At 70.6% G+C, this 19,829-nt stretch carries 11 protein-coding genes and 1 tRNA gene; 8 read left to right on the top strand and 4 right to left on the bottom strand.

The window, feature by feature from the left end; genetic code table 11:
* The 3 genes from N5D62_RS25015 to rimP all read right to left on the bottom strand — a co-directional run.
* Nucleotides 1-601, bottom strand: a 601-nt coding sequence (locus tag N5D62_RS25015) for a translation initiation factor IF-2 associated domain-containing protein (protein ID WP_279760714.1), incomplete at its 3' end; no start/stop codon positions are given.
* A gap of 80 nt (nucleotides 602-681) precedes the next feature.
* The gene (gene nusA / locus N5D62_RS25010) at nucleotides 682-2,160 is read right to left on the bottom strand and encodes a transcription termination factor NusA (protein ID WP_279760713.1); all 1,479 of its coding nucleotides are present in this window, start codon (nucleotides 2,158-2,160) and stop codon (nucleotides 682-684) included.
* Nucleotides 2,157-2,846 carry a ribosome maturation factor RimP gene (gene rimP / locus N5D62_RS25005; protein ID WP_347881833.1) on the bottom strand — a complete coding sequence of 230 codons (690 nt, stop codon included), beginning with the start codon at nucleotides 2,844-2,846 and terminating at the stop codon, nucleotides 2,157-2,159. The genes nusA and rimP overlap by 4 nt, the downstream gene beginning before the upstream one ends.
* 189 nt (nucleotides 2,847-3,035) lie before the next feature.
* Here rimP and fabI point away from each other — a divergent pair, with 189 nt between their 5' ends.
* The gene (gene fabI, locus N5D62_RS25000) at nucleotides 3,036-3,818 is read left to right on the top strand and encodes an enoyl-ACP reductase FabI (RefSeq protein ID WP_279760712.1); all 783 of its coding nucleotides are present in this window, start codon (nucleotides 3,036-3,038) and stop codon (nucleotides 3,816-3,818) included.
* 183 nt (nucleotides 3,819-4,001) lie between these two features.
* Here fabI and N5D62_RS24995 read toward each other — a convergent pair whose 3' ends face one another.
* A complete protein-coding gene (locus tag N5D62_RS24995; RefSeq protein ID WP_279760711.1) occupies nucleotides 4,002-6,278 on the bottom strand; it encodes an arginine/lysine/ornithine decarboxylase in 2,277 nt (758 codons plus the stop codon).
* Nucleotides 6,279-6,523: 245 nt separating this feature from the next.
* Between N5D62_RS24995 and N5D62_RS24990 the strand changes: the two genes are divergently transcribed.
* The 7 genes from N5D62_RS24990 to N5D62_RS24960 all read left to right on the top strand — a co-directional run bounded on the left by N5D62_RS24990 (nucleotide 6,524) and on the right by N5D62_RS24960 (nucleotide 19,716).
* Nucleotides 6,524-6,955 (top strand): NfeD family protein, encoded by a 432-nt coding sequence (locus N5D62_RS24990; RefSeq protein ID WP_279760710.1) that lies wholly within the window; start codon nucleotides 6,524-6,526, stop codon nucleotides 6,953-6,955.
* A 77-nt stretch (nucleotides 6,956-7,032) separates the two neighbouring features.
* Nucleotides 7,033-7,959 carry an SPFH/Band 7/PHB domain protein gene (locus tag N5D62_RS24985; protein WP_279760709.1) on the top strand — a complete coding sequence of 309 codons (927 nt, stop codon included), beginning with the start codon at nucleotides 7,033-7,035 and terminating at the stop codon, nucleotides 7,957-7,959.
* Between the two features lie 86 nt (nucleotides 7,960-8,045).
* A tRNA-Ser gene (locus tag N5D62_RS24980) sits at nucleotides 8,046-8,136 on the top strand.
* Nucleotides 8,137-8,238: 102 nt separating this feature from the next.
* Nucleotides 8,239-8,865: a LysE family translocator gene (locus N5D62_RS24975; RefSeq protein WP_279760708.1), complete on the top strand. Its 627-nt coding sequence runs from the start codon at nucleotides 8,239-8,241 to the stop codon at nucleotides 8,863-8,865.
* Between the two features lie 144 nt (nucleotides 8,866-9,009).
* Entirely contained in the window at nucleotides 9,010-10,422 is a 1,413-nt protein-coding gene (locus N5D62_RS24970; RefSeq protein ID WP_279760707.1) for a hypothetical protein, read from the top strand.
* Between the two features lie 118 nt (nucleotides 10,423-10,540).
* Nucleotides 10,541-10,786 (top strand): hypothetical protein, encoded by a 246-nt coding sequence (locus N5D62_RS24965; protein ID WP_279760706.1) that lies wholly within the window; start codon nucleotides 10,541-10,543, stop codon nucleotides 10,784-10,786.
* Nucleotides 10,783-19,716 (top strand): glucoamylase family protein, encoded by an 8,934-nt coding sequence (locus N5D62_RS24960; RefSeq protein WP_279760705.1) that lies wholly within the window; start codon nucleotides 10,783-10,785, stop codon nucleotides 19,714-19,716. Before N5D62_RS24965 ends, N5D62_RS24960 begins: the two co-directional genes overlap by 4 nt.
* Nucleotides 19,717-19,829: the final 113 nt, after the last annotated feature.

Raw genomic sequence — 19,829 nt, 5'->3', positions numbered from 1 at the left:
CGGCCTTCTCGGCCTTGGACTTGGCGGCCTCGGCGACCTTGCGCGCTTCCGCTTCCGCGGCAGCCTTGGCGGCGGCTTCGGCGGCGGCCTGCTCGGCGGCTTCGCGGGCGGCGCGCTCTTCCTCGCGGCGCTTCTCTTCCGCTTCGCGGGCGGCGCGCTCGGCGTCCTCGCGCTCACGCATCTTGCGGGCGAGTTCCTCTTCCTGCTGGCGCAGCGCCTCGGCCTGGGCCTGGGCTTCTTCCTCGCGGCGCTTCAGTTCGGCTTCTTCCGCGGCGGCGGCGGCGGCTTCATCGACGCCGTCCTCGCGCTTGACGAAGACGCGCTTCTTGCGCACCTCGACCTGGATGGTGCGCGCCTTGCCCGAGGCATCGGCCTGCTTGATCTCGCTGGTCGACTTGCGGGTCAGGGTGATCTTCTTGCGCTCGGCGCCGCCGGTGCCATGCGCGGTGCGCAGGTGATCCAGCAGACGTTCCTTGTCGCTTTCGTTCAGGGTGTCCTCGGCGGTCGCCTTCTTGACGCCCGCAGCTTGGAGCTGCTCCAGCAGGGTGCTCGCAGGCCTGTTCAGCTCTGCGGCCAGCTGGGCGACGGTGGTCACGGCCATTGTTGAAATCCTTAAATCTTGTGTGGGGCGGAGCGGTCTGGTTTCGCTTGAAGTCGCTTCAGAGCGTGTCAGCTCGGGCGTTATGCGTTGAACCAGTGCTCGCGCGCCTTCATGATCAAAGCGCGTGCCGCTGCCTCGTCCAGGGACGAAATCTCGACCAATTCGTCGACGGCCAGGTCTGCCAGGTCGTCACGGGTGTGGATGTCGCCGGCCGCCAGCTTGGCGATCAGCTCCGGGGTCATGCCTTCGAGGTCGCGCAGGTCCTGCGAGACCTCCTCGACCTTCTCCTCGCGGGCGATTTCCATCGTCAGCAGCGCATCCTTGGCGCGGGTGCGCAGCTCGTTGACGGTCTCCTCGTCGAAGGCCTCGATCTCGAGCATTTCCTGCATCGGGACGTAGGCGACTTCTTCCAGCGAGGCGAAGCCCTCGGCGATCAGGATGTCGGCGACTTCCTCGTCCACGTCCAGCTTCTCGACGAACAGCTTGCGCACCGAATCGGATTCCTCGGCCTGCTTGGCGGCGGATTCCTCGGCGGTCATGATGTTGATCTTCCAGCCGGTCAGCTCCGAGGCCAGGCGCACGTTCTGGCCGCCGCGGCCGATCGCGATCGCGAGGTTCTCCTCGTCGACGACGACGTCCATCGCGTGGCGCTCCTCGTCCACGACGATCGACTGCACGTTCGCCGGCGCCAGCGCGCCGATCACGAACTGCGCCGGATCCTCGGACCACAGCACGATGTCCACGCGCTCGCCGGCCAGCTCGTTGGTCACGCCGTTCACGCGCGAGCCGCGCACGCCGACGCAGGTGCCGATCGGGTCGACGCGCTTGTCGTGCGAGACCACGGCGATCTTGGCGCGGCTGCCAGCGTCGCGGGCGCAGCTCTTGATCTCGAGCAGGCCCTGCTCGATCTCGGGCACTTCCTGCGCGAAGAGCTCCTTCATGAACTCGCCCGAGGAACGCGACAGCATGATCTGCGGGCCGCGCTGCGTCGGGTCGACGCCCAGGATCACCGCGCGGACGCGGTCGCCGGTGCGCAGGTTCTCCTTGGGGATCATCTCGTTGCGCTTGAGGCGGCCTTCGACGCGGCCCGACTCGGCAATGATGTCGCCCTTGTCCAGGCGCTTGACGGTGCCGACGAAGATGCGTTCGCCGCGCGACATGAAGTCGTTGAGCAGCTGCTCGCGCTCCGCGTCGCGGATCTTCTGCAGGATCACCTGCTTGGCGGCCTGCGCGCCGATGCGGCCGATCGGGACGGACTCGACGCCCTCCTCGATGTGGTCGTCGACCTCGATGTCCTCGATCTGTTCCTGCGCTTCGAACAGCAGGATCTCCGAATCGGGGTTCTGCAGGCCGGCCTCGTTGGGCACGACGTGCCAGCGGCGGAAGGTCTCGTACTCGCCGGTGTCGCGATCGATGGCCACGCGGATGTCGACCTCGCCGCCATACAACTTCTTGGTGGCCGAAGCCAGCGCCGCCTCAACGGCGCCGAACACCACATCGCGCTCCACGCTCTTCTCGCGCGAGATGGCGTCCACCAGCATCAACAGTTCGCGGTTCATTGATCGAGACCTCCGTCAACCTTGTCATCCGTCTGCCGGGACTTGGCATTGCTCTTCTTCTTCGACGCCTTGGGCTTCGCAGCCCCTCCGTCAGCAGATTCCGATCCGGGCGCCAAGCCCGTGTTCTTTTTCGCCGCGGCGGCTTTCCCCGCCGCGGCACCGCTCGCCGTTCCCGACGCGCGGTTCTTGAAAACGATCTCCGGGACCAGCTTGGCCGAACGCACTTCGTCCAGCGCGAAGTCCAGCGCCTGTTCGGTCTTGCCGTCGGAGAAGATCACGCGCCAGCTGGTGTTGGCGGCCAGCGCGTCGTCGGCGACGCCCTCGGCCGCCGCCAGGACGCCCTTGTATTTCTTGCGGCCCTGGAAAGCCTCGCGCAGCGTGATTTCCACTTCGTGACCGCGGAACCGGGCATAGTCGCCGGCGTGGTTCAACGGGCGGTCCAGGCCGGGCGTGGAGACTTCCAGGCGCCGGTAGTCGACTTCCTCGACCTCCATCACGTAGCGCAGCTGGCGCGTCACGCGCTCGCAGTCCTCGACGTTCACCGGCTGCGCCGGTTCCTGGCCATTGACGAGCGGCTTGTCGATGTACACGCGCAGCAAGCCTCCGGCGCTGCGTTCGCAGCCCACCACCTCGTAACCCAGTCCGGTCACGGTTTTCTCAACAACGGCTTGCCAGCTCAAATTCATCGACGACGGTATCTATCCTGTAGGGACAGCCAAAAAAAATGGGCTGGATGAATCCGCCCACCGTTCACTTTTTCAGCGAAGCTCGAAGTGTACTATGCAAACAGCATGCCGACAAGGCTGCGGCATCGTTCACGGGCTGGCGTGCGAGAATCCCGCCCTCCCTCGAATCAATGAATACCAGGAGCAGACATGGGATTTCTCGCCGGCAAGCGGCTGCTGATCACGGGCGTGCTGTCCAACCGCTCGATCGCCTACGGCATCGCCAAGGCCTGCCACCGCGAAGGCGCTGAACTGGCCTTCAGCTACGTGGGCGAGCGCTTCAAGGACCGCATCACCGAATTCGCGGCGGAATTCGACTCCAAGCTGGTGTTCGATTGCGACGTGGGCGACGACGCCCAGATCGAACGCCTGTTCGAGGACCTCGGCCAGCACTGGCCCGAATTCGACGGTTTCGTCCATTCGATCGGTTTCGCGCCCCGCGAGGCGATCGCCGGTGAATTCCTGGACGGCATGACGCGCGAGAACTTCCGTATCGCGCACGATATCTCCGCCTACAGCTTCCCGGCGATGGCCAAGGCCGCCCAATCTCGCCTGCGCCCCGGCGCCGCGCTGCTGACGCTGTCCTATCTCGGCGCCGAGCGCTTCGTGCCCAACTACAACACCATGGGCCTGGCCAAGGCCTCGCTGGAAGCCAGCGTCCGCTACCTGGCCTACGGCCTGGGCGGCAAGGGCATCCGCGTCAACGGCATCTCCGCCGGCCCGATCAAGACGCTCGCCGCCTCCGGCATCAAGGACTTCGGCAAGCTGCTCAAGCAGTTCTCCGAAAGCGCCGCCATCAAGCGCAACGTCACCATCGAGGACGTCGGCAACACCGCCGCCTTCCTGCTGTCGGACCTGGCGGGCGGCATCAGCTCCGAAATCGTCTACGTCGACGGCGGGTTCAGCCACGGGGCGATGGCCGGCACGGAGTGACGCCCGGCAGACTCCGGTCACCGGCGAAATCCGGGCCGGGGTCTCCTCATACGCTCCGCCGGCTCCGCAAATCGTCGACCCCGGCCCGGCTTCCGCCGGTTCCGAGCGAGGACCACGAATGTGGTGGAGCGGTCCGCGAATGAAAAACAGGCCCCTCGGGGCCTGTTTGCTTTTGGCGGACAGTTACTTGGCGTCGATCACGCAGTCGACGTAGTAGCGGGTGACGCCATCGGCGCCCTTCTCCGCGACCAGTCCGTGGACGTCGGTCGCGAAGCCCGGGAACTTCGCGTTGAAGTCTCTCGTGAACTTCAGGTAGTCCACGATCCGCTTGTTGAAGCGCTCGCCCGGGATCAGCAACGGAATGCCCGGGGGGTACGGCGTCAGCAGCGCGGTGGTCACGCGACCTTCCAGCTTGTCGATCTCGACGCGCTCGGTCTTGCGGTGCGCGATGTGCGCATACGCGTCCGACGGCTTCATCGCCGGCTCCAGGTCCGACAGGTAGACCTCGGTCGTCAGGCGCGCGATGTCGCCGGAGGCATAGGCCTCGTGCACGCTCTGGCACAGGTCGCGCAGGCCCATCCGCTCATAGCGCGGGAACGCCGCCACGAAGTCCGGCAGGATGCGCCAGATCGGCGCGTTGCGGTCGTAGTCGTCCTTGAACTGCTGCAGCGCGGTCAGCAGCGTGTTCCAGCGGCCCTTGGTGATGCCGATGGTGAACATGATGAAGAACGAGTACAGGCCCGTCTTCTCCACCACCACGCCGTGCTCGGCCAGGAACTTGGTGACGATGCTGGCCGGGATGCCGGTCTTGGCGAACTTGCCGCTCATGTCCAGGCCCGGGGTGATCACGGTCGACTTGATCGGGTCCAGCATGTTGAAGCCAGCCTCGATCGGCCCGAAGCCGTGCCACTTCTCGTTGGCCTTGAGCATCCAGTCCGCGGCCTTGCCGACGCCCTCGGACGCCAGCTTGTCCGGACCCCAGACCTTGAACCACCAGTCCTTGCCGTAGTCCTTCTCGACCTTGCGCATCGCGCGGCGGAAGTCCAGCGCCTCGATGATCGATTCCTCCACCAGCGCCGTGCCGCCCGGAGGCTCCATCATCGCGGCCGCGACGTCGCAGCTGGCGATGATCGAGTACTGCGGGCTCGTCGAGGTGTGCATCAGGTAGGCCTCGTTGAACAGATGCTTGTCCAGCTTCACGTTCTGCGAGTCCTGCACCAGCACCTGCGACGCCTGCGAGATGCCGGCCAGCAGCTTGTGGGTCGACTGCGTGGCGTAGACCATCGCGGTCTTCGGCCGCGGGCGGTGCTTGCCCATCGCGTGGTACGAGCCGTAGAAGTTGTGGAAGGCCGCGTGCGGCAACCACGCCTCGTCGAAGTGCAGCGTGTCGATCCAGCCGTCCAGCTTGGACTTGATGGTCTCGGTGTTGTAGAGCACGCCGTCGTAGGTGCTCTGCGTCAGCGTCATGATCCGCGGCTTGGCCTTCTTCGCGTCCACGCCCTTGAGCAGCGGGTTCTTCGCGATCTTCTTGCGGATGGTCTCGGGCGAGAACTCGCTCTCCGGGATCGGGCCGATGATGCCGTAGTGGTTGCGCGTGGGCGTCATGAAGACCGGCACCGCGCCGGTCATGATGATGCTGTGCAGGATGGACTTGTGGCAGTTGCGGTCCACCACCACGATGTCGCCCGGCGCCACCGTGTGGTGCCAGACCATCTTGTTGGAGGTCGAGGTGCCGTTGGTGACGAAGAAGCAGTGGTCCGCATTGAAGATGCGGGCGGCGTTCTTCTCGCTCTCGGCCACCGGGCCGGTGTGGTCCAGCAGCTGGCCGAGTTCCTCGACCGCGTTGCAGACGTCGGCGCGCAGCATGTTCTCGCCGAAGAACTGGTGGAACATCTGGCCGACCGGGCTCTTCAGGAAGGCCACGCCGCCGGAGTGCCCCGGGCAGTGCCACGAGTACGAACCGTCCTGCGCGTAGTCCATCAGCGCCTTGAAGAACGGCGGCGCCAGGCCGTCGAGGTAGCTCTTGGCCTCGCGGATGATGTGACGCGCCACGAACTCGGGCGTGTCCTCGAACATGTGGATGAAGCCGTGCAGCTCGCGCAGCACGTCATTGGGCAGATGCTGCGAGGTGCGCGTCTCGCCGTAGACGTAGATCGGGATGTCCGCATTCTTGAAGCGGATCTCCTGGATGAACTTGCGCAGGTTCAGCACCGCCGGATCGAGCTCCGCGCCGTCTCCGTTGCCGGAGAACTCCTCGTCGTCGATCGACAGGATGAAGGCGCTGGCCCGGCTCTGCTGCTGGGCGAACTGGCTCAGGTCGCCGTAGCTGGTCGCGCCCAGCACCTCGAAGCCCTCTTTCTGGATGGCCTCCGCCAGGGCGCGGATGCCCAAACCCGAGGTGTTCTCGGAGCGATAGTCCTCGTCGATGATGACGATGGGAAAGCGGAAACGGGGGGTCATGCGGCCTCCAGATCGGGGCGGGGTCAAACAAGAAAGGCGCGAAGTGTAGGGCGTCAGCCGTGTCACGCAAGTGTTGATCCGGGGTTGTCGCGGAAACAGAACGGCGATGCCGTCAATAGCCCGTAAATGCGGGCGCCGCACTCCCCCTCAGGGGGCGCCCGGCAAGCGCCGGACCGGGGCGTACACTGCCCCGCTTCACAAGGACCGGGCGAATCATGGATCGCCCGGCCACCCCGGAGGATGCGATGGACTGGAGTCTTCCCACCTGGTGGTGGGTCATCTGCGGCGGGCTGGTGGCGGCGGAGCTCGCCAGCGGCACGACCTTCTATCTGTTGATGCTGGCGCTGGGCGCCGCGGCCGCGGCGATCGCGGCCCACCTCGGCGCGCCGTTCTGGGCGCAACTGGTCGTCGCGGCGGTCGTCGGCGGCGGCGCGGTCGCCTGGTGGCATGGCCGCCAACGCCGCCATCCGCGCATGCCGGCGGGCGAGAACCCCAACGTCAACCTCGACATCGGCCAGAGCCTGGACGTCGCCCAATGGCGCGCCGACGGCACCGCCGAGGTCCGCTACCGCGGCGCGGCCTGGCAGGCGCGCTTCATCGGCGCCGGCACGCCGCACGGCGGCCGCCACGTCATCCGCGCCGTCGAGGGCAGCTGCCTGCTGCTCGAGCCCGCCTGATCCGCGACGGCGGCCGCCCCGCCGCCGCCTGGCGCCCTCCGGCGCCGAACCATTCTTTCGTAGGAGGAGCCCCGCTCATGGAAATCGTTGCCCTGGTCATCCTGATCGTCGCCGTCGTCTTCGTCATCCAGTCGGTGAAGGTCGTCCCCCAACAGAACGCCTGGGTCGTGGAACGGCTCGGCAAGTACCACGGCACGCTGACGCCCGGCCTGAACATCCTGGTGCCCTTCGTGGACCGGCTGGCCTACAAGCATTCGCTCAAGGAGATCCCGCTGGACGTGCCCAGCCAGGTCTGCATCACGCGGGACAACACCCAGCTGACGGTGGACGGCATCCTGTACTTCCAGGTCACCGACGCGATGCGCGCCAGCTACGGCTCCAGCAACTACATCATCGCGATCACCCAGCTGGCGCAGACCACCCTGCGCTCGGTGATCGGCCGCATGGAGCTGGACCGGACCTTCGAGGAACGCGACGTGATCAACAGCTCGGTCGTGCAGGCGCTGGACGAGGCCGCGCTGAACTGGGGCGTGAAGGTGCTGCGCTACGAGATCAAGGACCTGACGCCGCCGGCGGAGATCCTGCGCTCGATGCAGGCGCAGATCACCGCGGAGCGCGAGAAGCGCGCGCTGATCGCGGCCTCGGAAGGCCGCCGCCAGGAGCAGATCAACATCGCCACCGGCGAGCGCGAGGCGGCGATCGCCCGCTCCGAGGGCGAGAAGCAGGCCGAGATCAACAAGGCGCAGGGCGAGGCGGCCGCGATCACGGCGGTGGCCGAGGCCAGCGCCGACGCGATCCGCAAGATCGCCGCGGCGATCCAGCAGCCCGGTGGCGGCGACGCGGTGCAGCTCAAAGTCGCCGAGAAGGCGGTCGAGGCGTTCTCGCAGCTGGCCCAGAAGAACAACACGATGATCGTGCCGGCCAACATGAGCGAGGTCTCCGGGCTGATCGGCACGGCGATGGCGCTGATCAAGAGCGACAAGGTGATCCAGCCGGGACGCTGAGCCCGCTGCCCCGCCGGCGATTCGCGGAGCCGAGGATCCGCGACTTTCCTTCAGGCCGAAAAATCTGCGCTATGATGGCGGGCTTCGGAGAGATGGATGAGCGGTTTAAGTCGCACGCCTGGAAAGCGTGTGTAGGTTAATAGCCTACCGAGGGTTCGAATCCCTCTCTCTCCGCCAGCAAGACAGCAGCACGGGCCCTGAGCAATCAGGGCCCGTTTGCATTTCCGGGCCGGCGCGGCAGGCGCCGGTTCCCGCGCGGCGGTCCTATCATCCCGCCCCATGCTGACCTTCGCCCAACTCTTCGGATTCCTGCTCGCCGCGCTGCTGATCACCGCGTCGCCAGGCCCTGACAACCTGATGGTGCTCGGCATGGGCATCTCCAAGGGCCGGCGCCACGGCATGGCCTTCGGCCTGGGCTGCGCGCTGGGCTGCCTGAGCCACACGGTGCTCGCGGCGATCGGCGTCAGCGCGCTGATCGCGGCCTCCCCCATGGCCTTCACCGCGCTGAAGGTCTGCGGCGGGCTCTACCTGATCTGGCTCGGCATCAAGGCGCTGCGCAGCCGCGGCGGCGCCCATGTCGGCGACGCGTCGCAGGCGGAGGACTCGCTCTCGCGCCTGTTCTTCAAGGGCGTCTTCGCCAACGCGATCAACCCCAAGGTCGTGCTGTTCTTCCTGTCCTTCCTGCCGCAGTTCGTCGTGCCCGCCCAGGGCCACGTCGCGCTGCAGACCGCCGCGCTGGGCCTGACCTTCACGCTGCAGGCGGCGGTGCTGTTCGGGCTGCTGGGCTACTTCGCCGGCGCGATCGGCCAGTGGCTCAACCGCAAGCCCCGCGCGGGCCTGTGGCTGGACCGCATCGCCGGCGCGGTGTTCGTGGCGCTGGGCCTGCGCCTGATCGTTTCCCGCTGAAGGGGGAACGCCCGCCCGGGCGCTGCCTTGATCCCGCCCCTTGGGCGACATCAAGTCCAGGCGACGCCCACCCTGAGGAGCCAGTGCCAACGCGCGCGGCCGCGGTCACGATGAATGCTTGTTTTCATCCGACCACGCCGCCCCATGAAACTGCCGAGCACCCTCGCCCTCCTCGCCCTTCTCGCCTTCTGCGCGACCGCCCACGCCGCGAATCCCACCCATTGCCAGGGTGAGCCGGTCCCCGCCATCGAAGCCCCGTTCCAGGTGCGCTGTGCCAGCGACTTCGGCATCCAGCCCGACCAGGGCATCGACCTGACGGCCAAGGTCCAGCAGGCGCTGGACACGGTCGCCGCCCAGGGCGCGGGCCTGTACTTCCTGGCCGGCGACTACCGCTTCGACGGCAACGTCCTGCTGCGCAACCGCAACACGATCCTCGGCGCCGCCGACGGCGTCACCCGCTTCATCGGCCAGGGCCCGGCCGCCCGCACGATGGGCGACGGCACCTACGGCAACACGGTCTCCGACCTGCTGGTCGAGAACATCGTGTTCGACAACATGACCCTGGGCTTCTACGGCCGCAAGTGGCGCAACCAGGTCCGCTACAACGCGTTCGTCAACACGCGGGCCCGCTGGGACCAGCTGTTCATCAGCCACTACACCTACCAGGTCCGCGGCAACGTGTTCATGCGGGGCCGCGACTTCCCCGGCATGGGGCTGTCCACCTACCGCAACGTCGACACCGTCATCGAGGGCAACTTCTTCGGCTCCCCGTCGAACGCCGCCCGCGCGGCCGGCTACCTCGACACGCGCACGCTGACGCTCATCGCGCGGCTGCAGGCGATGGCCGCGCGCGGCACGCTGGCGCTGGACGGCGACCAGGGCCATTTCGTCACCGGCTGGGGGTCCACCGACGGCCTCAAGCGCAGCACCTTCCGGCGCAACTTCGTCGCCGGCGTCACCGACGGCGCCCTCTACAACCCCGCGACCGGCCAGCACGACATCGGGCGCGACCACGCCGTCTACCTCAAGCAGTACGACGACGTCGACGTGGTGCAGAACTACTTCTCCGGCTGGCCGCGCAACGCCAGCGGCAACGTCAAGTTCCGCAACGCGCAGAAGCTGGTCTTCGCCGCGAACGTGCTGGACCACCTCTCCTTCGATGCCCGTCCCTATGACAACAGCGCCAGCCTGTTCATGCGGGGCACGCTGGTCTTCAGCAACGTGTTCCGCGAGGGCGGCATCAGCTATTGGCAGAACTTCACCGACACGCCGGACAAGTTCATCGAGATCGACCAGTTCCTCGCCTTCAACAACACCTTCCATGCGGCGGACACGTCGGGCTGCCCGGTCGCCGGCACCTGGCGCAACGCCAGCGGCCGCTTCTTCTCGGCCGGCAACCGCTTCGCGCCGCGCTGCACCGCCGCCCGCGCCTGCGATTTCGAGGAAATCTCCCCCGCCGCCATGCTCGCCCGCGTGCCCGACGCCAAGCGGCCGCTGCTGACGCTGAAGGCGATTTCCCCCACCGCGCCCGATCCGCGCGGCCTCGCGATTCGCTGACGGCCCGGCGCCGCCTGGGTGGCGCCCCCGGATCCATGCGCAGGCATGGAGCTTGCCAAGCTTGAAACGTCCGGTTGCATCCGGCGCATCAACTTGCATTCATCCAAGGGGAGCCACCATGAACAGCCCAGTCGGCCCGATCGCCCCGATCCCTTCGGTGGGCGCGGTCGGCACCGCCACCCCGCCCGTCCATGACCAGGTCAAGGCGCTCCAGCGCCACCTGGCCCAGTGCGCGCAGGCGCGCGGACGATGGTTCGCCGTCGCACTGTTCGCCGAGCGAATCCACGGCATGGTCCTGCCCCGCCTGGCGACGACGGCGGCGCTCAGCGCCGTGACGCTCGGCCTGTTCGCCCATTGGCTATGACCCCGCCGTCGCGCGCGACGGAACCCGCCGCCCGCTCGCCGGATCCCGTCCCGGAGCCGGCCCCGGAAATTGCCGAAGAACTTGCGCTGCTCGACCCGGCGCTGGGGCCGATCGAGCCGCCGGTGCGCGCCGTGCTGTTCGGCCTGGCGCGCTTCGAGCAGCATGGCCGCAGCCTGGCGCATGCCCAGGCGGTCCAGGGCACCGCCGGCGCCGGACAGTTCTTCCCGCGGCTGGACGGCAACGTCGCGATGCTGCAGCAGACGCGGCGGCTGATCGAGAAACGCCATCGCGACTTCCGCCACCTCGGCGCCGCCGGCAAATGGCTGCTGGACAACGCCGCGCTGATCGACGAACAGACCCACCAGGTGCGCCGCGGCCTGCCGCGCGGTTTCTTCCGGCTGCTGCCGCGGCTGCGCGACGAACCGCTGGCCGGCCTGCCCCGGATCTACGGCATCGCCTGGGCCTGGGTGGCGCACACCGACGGTGGCTTCGACATCGACCTGCTCAGCGCCTACCTGCGCGCCTACCAGGAGGAACGCGCGCTGTCGCTGGCGGAGCTCTGGGCGCTGCCGACGACGCTGCGCGTGGTGCTGGTGGAGAACCTGCGGCGGCTGGCCGAGCGCTTCGCCACGCTGCAGGCGGCGCGGGACGTGGTGCACCACTGGTACGACGGCCATCCGGCGGACACCGGCATCGACGCGATCACCGCGCTGGAGCCGCGGATGAAGGAACGCGGCGTGGCCGAGGCCTTCTGGCTGCAGCTCGACCACCGGCTGGAGGAGCTGCCGCAACCACTGATGGGCGAGCTGGCCGCCTGGCTGAGCACCCGGCTGCCGGCGCCCGCCCAGGCGCTGGCGCGCCAGCAGGACGAGTCGATCAAGGACCTGCAGAGCATCCGCAACGCGATCACCGCGCTGCGCCGCATCGACCAGACCGACTGGCGGCGGCTGATCCAGGCGGTCAGCCCGGTGATGCGCACGCTGGCGGGCTCCCCCGTCTTCGCCGCCGAGGCCGCCGACACGCAGGACCTGACGCTGCACGAGATCGAGCGCCTGGCGCGCAAGTCCGGGCGCGCCGAGCTGGAGATCGCGGAGCAGTTGCTGGCGCTGACGCGCCGCGCCGGGCCGCCCGAGGACGGCGAACCCGACCGCCGCGCCGCGCCGATCTACTGGTGGCGCGGCGCCGGCCGGCCGACGCTGCTCGCGGCGCTGGGCCTGCGCGAGCGCCGCTGGCCGCCGCACGACACCGCGCCGGGCCAGCGCTGGGCGGCCGCGGCCTACCTCGGCGGGCTGGTGCTGCTGGGGCTGCTCGGGCTGTACTGGCTGATGAGCCAGGCCCGGCCGGACGCCGCGCCCTGGCTGCTGTGGGCCACGGCGATCCTGGCCGCGGGCCCGATCGGCGAAGCCGTCGTCGCGCTCACCAACCGCTGGATCAGCGAACTGGCCCGCCCGGCGCGGCTGCCGCGGCTGGACTTCTCCGCCGGGCTGCCCGACGCCGAGCGCACCCTGGTCGTCATGCCGGTGCTGCTGCCCCGCGAGGAGGCGATCGCGCCGTTGGCCGCGCAACTGGAGCAGCACCACCTGGCCAATCCGGAGCGGCTGGTGCAGTTCGCGCTCCTCAGCGACCATGCCGACGCCTATGAGGAACACCAGAGCGGCGACACGATGATCGTCGTCACCGCCGCCGACGCGATTGCGGCGCTGAACGAGCGCCACGGCCCGCTGGCCGACGGCAGCCCGCGCTTCCTGCTGCTGCACCGGCCGCGCGAGTGGTCCTCGACCGAGCGGCGCTGGATCGGCTGGGAACGCAAGCGCGGCAAGCTGGAACTGCTGCTGCGCACGCTGGTCTCGCCGCCGGGCACGTCGCCGTTCGTCGAACTCGGTCCGATGTCGCATCCGGCGGCCGGCGTGCGCCACCTGATCACGCTGGACGCCGACACCGACATGCCGCCCGGCCGGCTGCGCGCGCTGGTCGGCACCGCCGCGCATCCGATGAACCGGCCGCGCGTGGACGCGGCCACGCGGCGCGTCGTCGAGGGCTACGCGATCCTGCAGCCCCGGGTGCTCGCGCCGATGCCCGACGACAAGGACAGCACGCCGTACCACCGGCTGTTCGTCGGCCAGTTCGGCATCGACCCGTACAGCGCCGTCAGCTCGGAGATCTTCCAGGACCTGTTCGGCGAAGGCAGCTTCACCGGCAAGGGCCTGCTGGACGTGCGGGCCTGCCATGCGGCGCTGGACGCGCGGCTGCCCGAGGGCCAGGTGCTCAGCCACGACCTGCTGGAAGGCAGCCTCGCCCGCTGCGCCGGGGTCTCCGACATCACGCTGGTCGAGGACTCGCCGATGCATGCCGACGTCGCGCATGCGCGGCTGCACCGCTGGACGCGCGGCGACTGGCAGTTGCTGCCCTTCATCGCCCGCGCCGGCCGCTACGGCATCGCCGCGATCAACCGCTGGAAGCTGATCGACAACTTGCGGCGCTCGCTGGTCGCGCCGATGGCGCTGGGGCTGATGCTGCTGGTGCTGGGCACGGCGGTGCTGCCGGTCGGGCTGACGCTGGCGGTCGTCGCCGGCGCCTTCGCGATCGGGCCGCTGGTCGGCGCGCTGGCCGGGCTGGTGCCCAGCCGCGACGGCCTGGCGCGCCGGCACTTCTATCGCGAGACCGGCCACGACCTGTGGCGCGCGCTCGGCCTGGCGGCCTGGCACGTGGCGCTGCTGCTGCACCTGTCGCTGCTCTACGTCGACGCGATCGGCCGCGCGCTGTGGCGCCAGGCGGTGTCGCGGCGCCACCTGCTCGAGTGGACGACCGCCGCCGCCGCGCAGGCCGCCGCCCGGCGCGACCTGCCGGCGCTGGTCGCGCAGCACCTGCGCGTGCCGGTGGCCGCGGCGGTGCTGGGCGGCCTGCTGGCCGCGGCCGCGCTGTCCGGCGCGCCGGTCGACGGCGGCGCCGCGCTGGTGCTGCTGGTCGCATGGGCGCTGTCGCCGTTGTGGATCTGGTGGGCCAGCGGCCCCCGCGCGCCGCTGCTGCGCCGCGAGGCCGAGCTCGACCCGCAGGGCCGCGACTACCTCTGGGGCGTCGCGCGCGACACCTGGCGCTTCTACGACGCCTATGTCGGCGAGGCCGACCACCACCTGCCGCCGGACAACGTCCAGCTGACGCCGCACCTGCTCGTCGCGCATCGCACCTCGCCGACCAACATCGGCCTGTACCTGATGGCGGTGGCCTGCGCGCGGGAACTGGGCTTCATCGGCCTGGTCACGATGACCGAGCGCCTGTCCGCGACGCTGGACACGCTGGAGCGCCTGCCGCGCTGGCACGGCCACTTCTACAACTGGTACGACACCGAGTCGCTGGTCGTGCTGGCCCCCGGCTACGTGTCGGCGGTGGACAGCGGCAACTGCTCGGCGCACCTGCTGGCGGTCGCGCGGGCCTGCGAGATGGCGTCGGAGCTGGCGCCGGAGGCCCTGGCCGAAGCGCCGCGCCAGGCGCTGCAGAAGACGCTGCAGCGGCTGCGCGTCGCGCAACCGCCGCTGGCCAACGACCCCGCGCTGAGCGCCGGCGCCGCGCTGGTGGCCGCGCTGATCGATCCGGAGAACGCCGCCGCCGGCGCCGAGGAACAGCAGGCGGTGCTGCGCGGCCGGGTCGACGCGGCGCGTCGCGAGCTGGACGCCCTGGCGGCGACCGGGGACGACCCGTCCTCCGCCGCTCCCACGCCCACGCCCACGCCCACGCCCGCGCCCACGCCAACGCCGATGCATGCCCTGCTCCGCGACCTGATCGCGCAGCTGGAGTCGCACTGGCGCGACCAGGGCGCACCGTTCTCCGAGTCGCGCCAGCGCCTGCGCGAGCTCGCCCGGCGCGCGCGCCGGCTCGGGCTGGAGGCCGACTACCGGCCGCTGTTCGATGTCGAGCGCCGCCTGCTGCGCATCGGCTGGCGCGGCGACGCGCAGCAGCTCGACGACAACCACTACGACCTGCTCGCCAGCGAGGCGCGCCTGACCAGCCTGGTGGCCATCGCCAAGGGCGACCTGCCGCCGGAGCACTGGCGCGCGCTGGGCCGGCCGTTCTTCTCGCGCGACGGCGCCGGCGACTCGCTGGGGCTGAAGTCGTGGTCGGGCTCGATGTTCGAGTACCTGATGCCCTCGCTGGTGCTGCGCGAGCCCGCGGCCAGCGCGCTGGGCCGCGCGATCCGCACCGCGGTCGCCGAGCAGCGCTACGAGGCGCACGGCCGCGGCACGCCCTGGGGCATTTCGGAATCGGCGATCGCCGGCCAGGACCACACGCTCGCCTACCAGTACGGTCCGCAGGGCGTGCAGACCCTGGCGCTGGCGCGGCTGGCCGTCGACGAGCGGGTGCTGGCGCCGTACGCGGCGGTGATGGCCGCGATCGTCGCGCCGGTGCGGGTCGTGGCCAACCTGCAGGCCTTCGAGCGGCTGGGCGCGCGCGGCGCCTTCGGCTTCTTCGAGGCGCTGGACTACACGCCGCAGCGCCAGACCGCCGGCGCGGTGTTCACGCTGGTGCAGACCTACATGGCGCACCACCAGGCGATGGGCTTCGTCGCGCTGACCAACGTGCTGGCCGACGACGCGCCGCGCCGCTGGCTGATGAGCGATCCGCACCTGAAGGCGGTGGCGACCCTGCTGCATGAACGCGCGCCGCGCGAGGTGGCGCCGCTGTCGCTGCCGCCGGTGGACGCGATGCCGCGCCAGCCGCCGGTGCGCAAGACGCGGATGGTGCGCGAGAGCGAGCCGCTGGCCGAGACGATGCCGCTGACGCACATGCTGACCAACGGGCGCTACTCGGTGGTGCTGCGCAGCCATGGCGGCGGCTACAGCAACTGGGACGGCATCGCGATCACGCGCTGGCGCGATGACCTGCTGCGCGACCAGCACGGCAGCTTCACGCTGATCCGCCGCGCCGGCGAGGCCGACTGGTTCAGCACGACCGCCCGCCCCGCGCCGGACCCGCGGGCCCGCTATGCCGCGCGGATGCAGGCCGAGCGCGTGCTGCTGGAGGCCGCCTGGCCCGACCTGCACGCCTGCACGACGGTGTGGGTCAGCCCGGAGGACGACTGCGAGCTGCGCCAGGTCGAGCTCACCAACCACGGCGGGCGGCCGCTGGCGCTGGACCTGGTGTCCTGCTTCGAGGTCACGCTGGCGCCGCAGCGCGGCGACGAGGCGCACCCGGCCTTCTCCAACCTGTTCATCCAGGCCCGCTGGGACGAGGCCGAGCACGCGCTGCACCTGCGGCGCCAGCCGCGGCTGTTCGACGAGAGCGCGATGCGGGCGGTGTTCTTCCTGGCCGGCGTCGACGGCGGCGCGGCCTGCAGGCGCGGACCGCGCCGCAACGGGGACGACGCCGAATGCCAGCCCGACGGCCACGTCGTGCGCGAGGTGCTGCCCATCGCCGACCGCGCACGCTGGCTGGGCCGCTACGGCAGCTCGACGCGGCCGGTCGGCGACGCGATGCTCCGTTTCGTCGACGACGAGGCCGACATGAGCGCGCCGGGCGAAACCGGCCGGCTGCTGGACACCGGGCTCGATCCGGTCGCGGCGATCCGGGTCGGGTTGGACCTGGCGCCGGGCGCGACGGTGCGGCTGACCCTCTGCACCGCCGCCTCGCGCGACGCGGACCTGCTGCGGGCGCTGGTCGACAAGTACCGGCAGCCGGCGCACGTGGAGCGCTCGGCCGGGATGTCGCACACGATGGGCGGCATCCGGCTGCGCGAGCTGCAGTTCGACACCGCCACCTGGGGCGCGCTGCTGCAGCTCAACACGCTGGTCACCGGCCAGGCGGTGCGCGAGCCGGCCCATGCGCGCGGACCGCGCGGCCGTTGCGACCGGCGCGCGCTGTGGCGCTTCGGCATCTCGGGCGACCGGCCGATCCTGATGGTCACCGTCAGCGGCGAGGAAGGCCTGGACCTGATCCGCGCGCTGAAGAAGGCGCTGCGGATGTGGACCACCCACGCGGTCGGCGTGGACCTGGTCGTGCTCAACGAGGAACCGTCGTCCTACCAGGCGCCGGTGCAGCAGGCGCTGCAGGCGCTGCAATCGCGGTTGCAGGGCCAGGCGCAGGGCCGGCCGTCGCACCTGTGCTCGGCGCTGCACGTGCTGCGCGACGCGGACCTGCAGCCCGACGAGCGCTTCACGCTGCAGACGCTGACGCGGATCCGGCTGCAGGCCGACGGCCGCGGCCTGTCGCAGCAGGTCGAGCGCTGGATCGAGGACACCGCGCCCACCGGCGAAGCGGCGCGGCTGCCGGTGGCGCACGCGCTGGTCGAGCGGCCCGATCCCGACGCGGTGCCGCGTCCGCCGGAGGGCCGCTTCGACCCCGGCCACGGCGGCTTCTCGTTCGAGGTCGCGCCGGAACGGCATCCGTCGCGGCCCTGGGTCAACGTGCTCGCGAACCGCGACTTCGGCTGCCAGGTCACCGAGATCGGGGCCGGCTACACCTGGGCCGGCAACAGCCGCATGCACCAGGTCACGCCCTGGTCCAACGACCCGCTGCTCGACCCGCCCGGCGAATGGCTGCTGCTGCACGACCTGGACCACGACCGCGTCTGGCCGCTGGGCCGGCAGCTGCGGCGCGACGCGCCGCTGTCGATCGAGCACGGCATCGGTTACTCGCGCAGCCGGCAGCGGCTGGACGACCTCGTCGTCGAGCTGTGCTGGTGCGTCGACCGCGAGGCGGCGATCAAGCAGGTGCAGGTGTCGATCGCCACCGAGGGGCGCGCCGACTGCCGCGCGCGGCGGCGCCTGCGGCTGGTGGCGCTGGCCGAATGGCAACTGGGCAGCGCGCGCGGCGAGCGGCTGTCGCTGGTCACGCGCAACGATTGGCTGACGGTCGGGGAGCTCGGCGCGGGCCTGCCGCAGCCGGAACGGGCGCTGACCTTGCAGGCGACGCAGCTGGACCACCTCGGCGGCTTCGGCGAGGCGACGGCGGCCTTGTGCATCCGGCCGCGGCAACCGACGGATCGCGCGAGCGGCCAGCGGGCGCGTGACGAGGGCGCGAGCGCCGGCGGCCTGCGTCCGGACGAGCTGCGCGAGGAGACGCCGATCTCTCGCCCAGGCACGGAACCGGGCGCGGCGCGGGTCCGGCTCGACCAGCAGGACTGGACCTGCGACCGGCGCGAGTTCTTCGACGGCGCCGGCCGCATGGTGATGCCCATGTCGCTGAGCCGGCGCTGCGGCGGCGGGCTGGACGCCTGCGCGGCGCTGGCGGCGCGCATCGAGCTCGACGGCGCGCAGCCGGGGCAGCCGGCGCAGTTGACGGTGCTGCTGGGCCATGGCCCCTCGCCCGAGGCGACGCATGCGCTGATGGAGGCGGCCTGGGCCGTCGACCCCGCGGCGCGGCTGGACCGGCAGCGGCGCCAGTGGCCGGAGCTGCTCGGCGGGCTGCAGGTGATGACGCCGGATCCGCGTTTCGACGCGTTGACCAACCACTGGCTGCCGTACCAGACGCTGGTGTGCCGGATGTGGGCGCGGGCCGGCTTCTACCAGGCCGGCGGCGCGTTCGGCTACCGCGACCAGCTGCAGGACGCGATGGCGCTGACCGACGTCGCGCCGCAGCTGCTGGCCGAGCAGATCCGGCGCAACGCCGCGCGCCAGTTCCCCGAGGGCGACGTGCAGCACTGGTGGCACGAGCCCGGCGGTGCGGGCGTGCGCACGCATTTCTCCGACGACCGGTTGTGGCTGCCCTACGCGGTGGCGCATTACCTGGTGCGCACCGGCGACCTGAGCCTGCTCGACGACACGGTGCCCTTCCTGGACGGCCAGCAGGTGCCCGAGGGCGCGGAGGACATCTACGAGAGCCCGCGCACCGACGGGCCGATGGCGTCGGTCTACGAGCACGCGGCGCGCGCGATCGACCGCAGCCTGGGCAGCGGGCCGCACGGCCTGCCGCTGTTCGGCACCGGCGACTGGAACGACGGCATGAACCGGGTCGGCCACGAGGGCAAGGGCGAGTCGGTGTGGATGGCCTGGTTCCTGGCGCAGGTGATCGAGGACTTCGCGCCGGTGGCGACGGCGCGCGGCGAGCACGAACGGGTGCAGCGCTGGAAGGCGGCGCGCGACGGCTGGGTGCGCGCGCTCGACGGTCCGGGCTGGGACGGCCGGTGGTACCGGCGCGGGTTCTTCGACGACGGCTCGCCGTTGGGCTCGGCGGAGAACGCGGAATGCCGGATCGACCTGATCGCGCAGAGCTGGGCGGTGCTGGCGGCCGCGGCCGATCCGGCGCATGCGCGCCAGGCGATGGCGAGCGCCTGCGCGCAGCTGCTGGATCCGGTGGCGAAGCTGGCGCGGCTGCTGCATCCGCCGCTGGCGGTGGCGCAGCCGAACGCCGGCTACATCCAGTCCTATGCGCCGGGCGTGCGCGAGAACGGCGGCCAGTACAACCATGCCGCGGTGTGGGCGCTGATGGCGCTGGCCAGGCTGGGGCAGCGCGACACGATGTGGCAGGTCTACCAGGGGCTGAGCCCGGCGCACCGCTGGGCCGATCCGCGGCTGGGGCCGGTGTACGCGATCGAGCCCTACGTGATGGCGGGCGACATCTACTCGCATGCGCCCTGGGTGGGGCGCGGCGGGTGGAGCTGGTACAGCGGCTCGGCGGGCTGGCTGCTGCGGGCCTCGCTGGAGTCGATCTGCGGCGTCGTCGTCGAGCAGGGCCGGCTGCGCGTGCGGGCCTGCCTGCCGGTGCACTGGGACCAGGCCGAGGTGCGGATCCGGCACGGCGGCCACTGGCTGCGCGTGATCGTCTGCGCGAACGAGACGGCCTGCCGCGCGGCGCTGGCGCGGGAGCCGGGGTCCAGGCGCGAGACGGCGGGCGAGGCGATCGAGCTGGCGTCGCTGACGCCGGACCAGCCGCTGGTGATCGTCAGCGTGCCGGAGGAGGTGGCGTTGCCGGCGCCGTCCGCCAGGGAGGGGTCCCACTGACCGGACCGGCGTGGTCCGCCCAAGGCGGCATGGCGACGATCGGGCGATGCGCCCCGGGGTCGCGTCCGTCGGCGGGCTGGCAATTCCATGTCCGGAAATGGCGCGACCGCGCG

The sequence above is a fragment of the Mitsuaria sp. GD03876 genome, from assembly GCF_029840635.1.
Lineage (GTDB): Bacteria > Pseudomonadota > Gammaproteobacteria > Burkholderiales > Burkholderiaceae_C > Roseateles.
Note: the sequence above shows the minus strand (reverse complement) of the source record. Positions and strands in the feature narration are given on the sequence as shown.

Bases quoted from the DNA above. Each gene is read 5' to 3' on its own strand.
- nusA (WP_279760713.1), bottom strand. From the start codon at position 2,160: ATGAACCGCGAACTGTTGATGCTGGTGGACGCCATCTCGCGCGAGAAG.
- rimP (WP_347881833.1), bottom strand. From the start codon at position 2,846: ATGAATTTGAGCTGGCAAGCCGTTGTTGAGAAAACCGTGACCGGACTG.
- fabI (WP_279760712.1), top strand. From the start codon at position 3,036: ATGGGATTTCTCGCCGGCAAGCGGCTGCTGATCACGGGCGTGCTGTCC.
- N5D62_RS24995 (WP_279760711.1), bottom strand. From the start codon at position 6,278: ATGACCCCCCGTTTCCGCTTTCCCATCGTCATCATCGACGAGGACTAT.
- N5D62_RS24990 (WP_279760710.1), top strand. From the start codon at position 6,524: ATGGACTGGAGTCTTCCCACCTGGTGGTGGGTCATCTGCGGCGGGCTG.
- N5D62_RS24985 (WP_279760709.1), top strand. From the start codon at position 7,033: ATGGAAATCGTTGCCCTGGTCATCCTGATCGTCGCCGTCGTCTTCGTC.
- N5D62_RS24975 (WP_279760708.1), top strand. From the start codon at position 8,239: ATGCTGACCTTCGCCCAACTCTTCGGATTCCTGCTCGCCGCGCTGCTG.
- N5D62_RS24970 (WP_279760707.1), top strand. From the start codon at position 9,010: ATGAAACTGCCGAGCACCCTCGCCCTCCTCGCCCTTCTCGCCTTCTGC.
- N5D62_RS24965 (WP_279760706.1), top strand. From the start codon at position 10,541: ATGAACAGCCCAGTCGGCCCGATCGCCCCGATCCCTTCGGTGGGCGCG.
- N5D62_RS24960 (WP_279760705.1), top strand. From the start codon at position 10,783: ATGACCCCGCCGTCGCGCGCGACGGAACCCGCCGCCCGCTCGCCGGAT.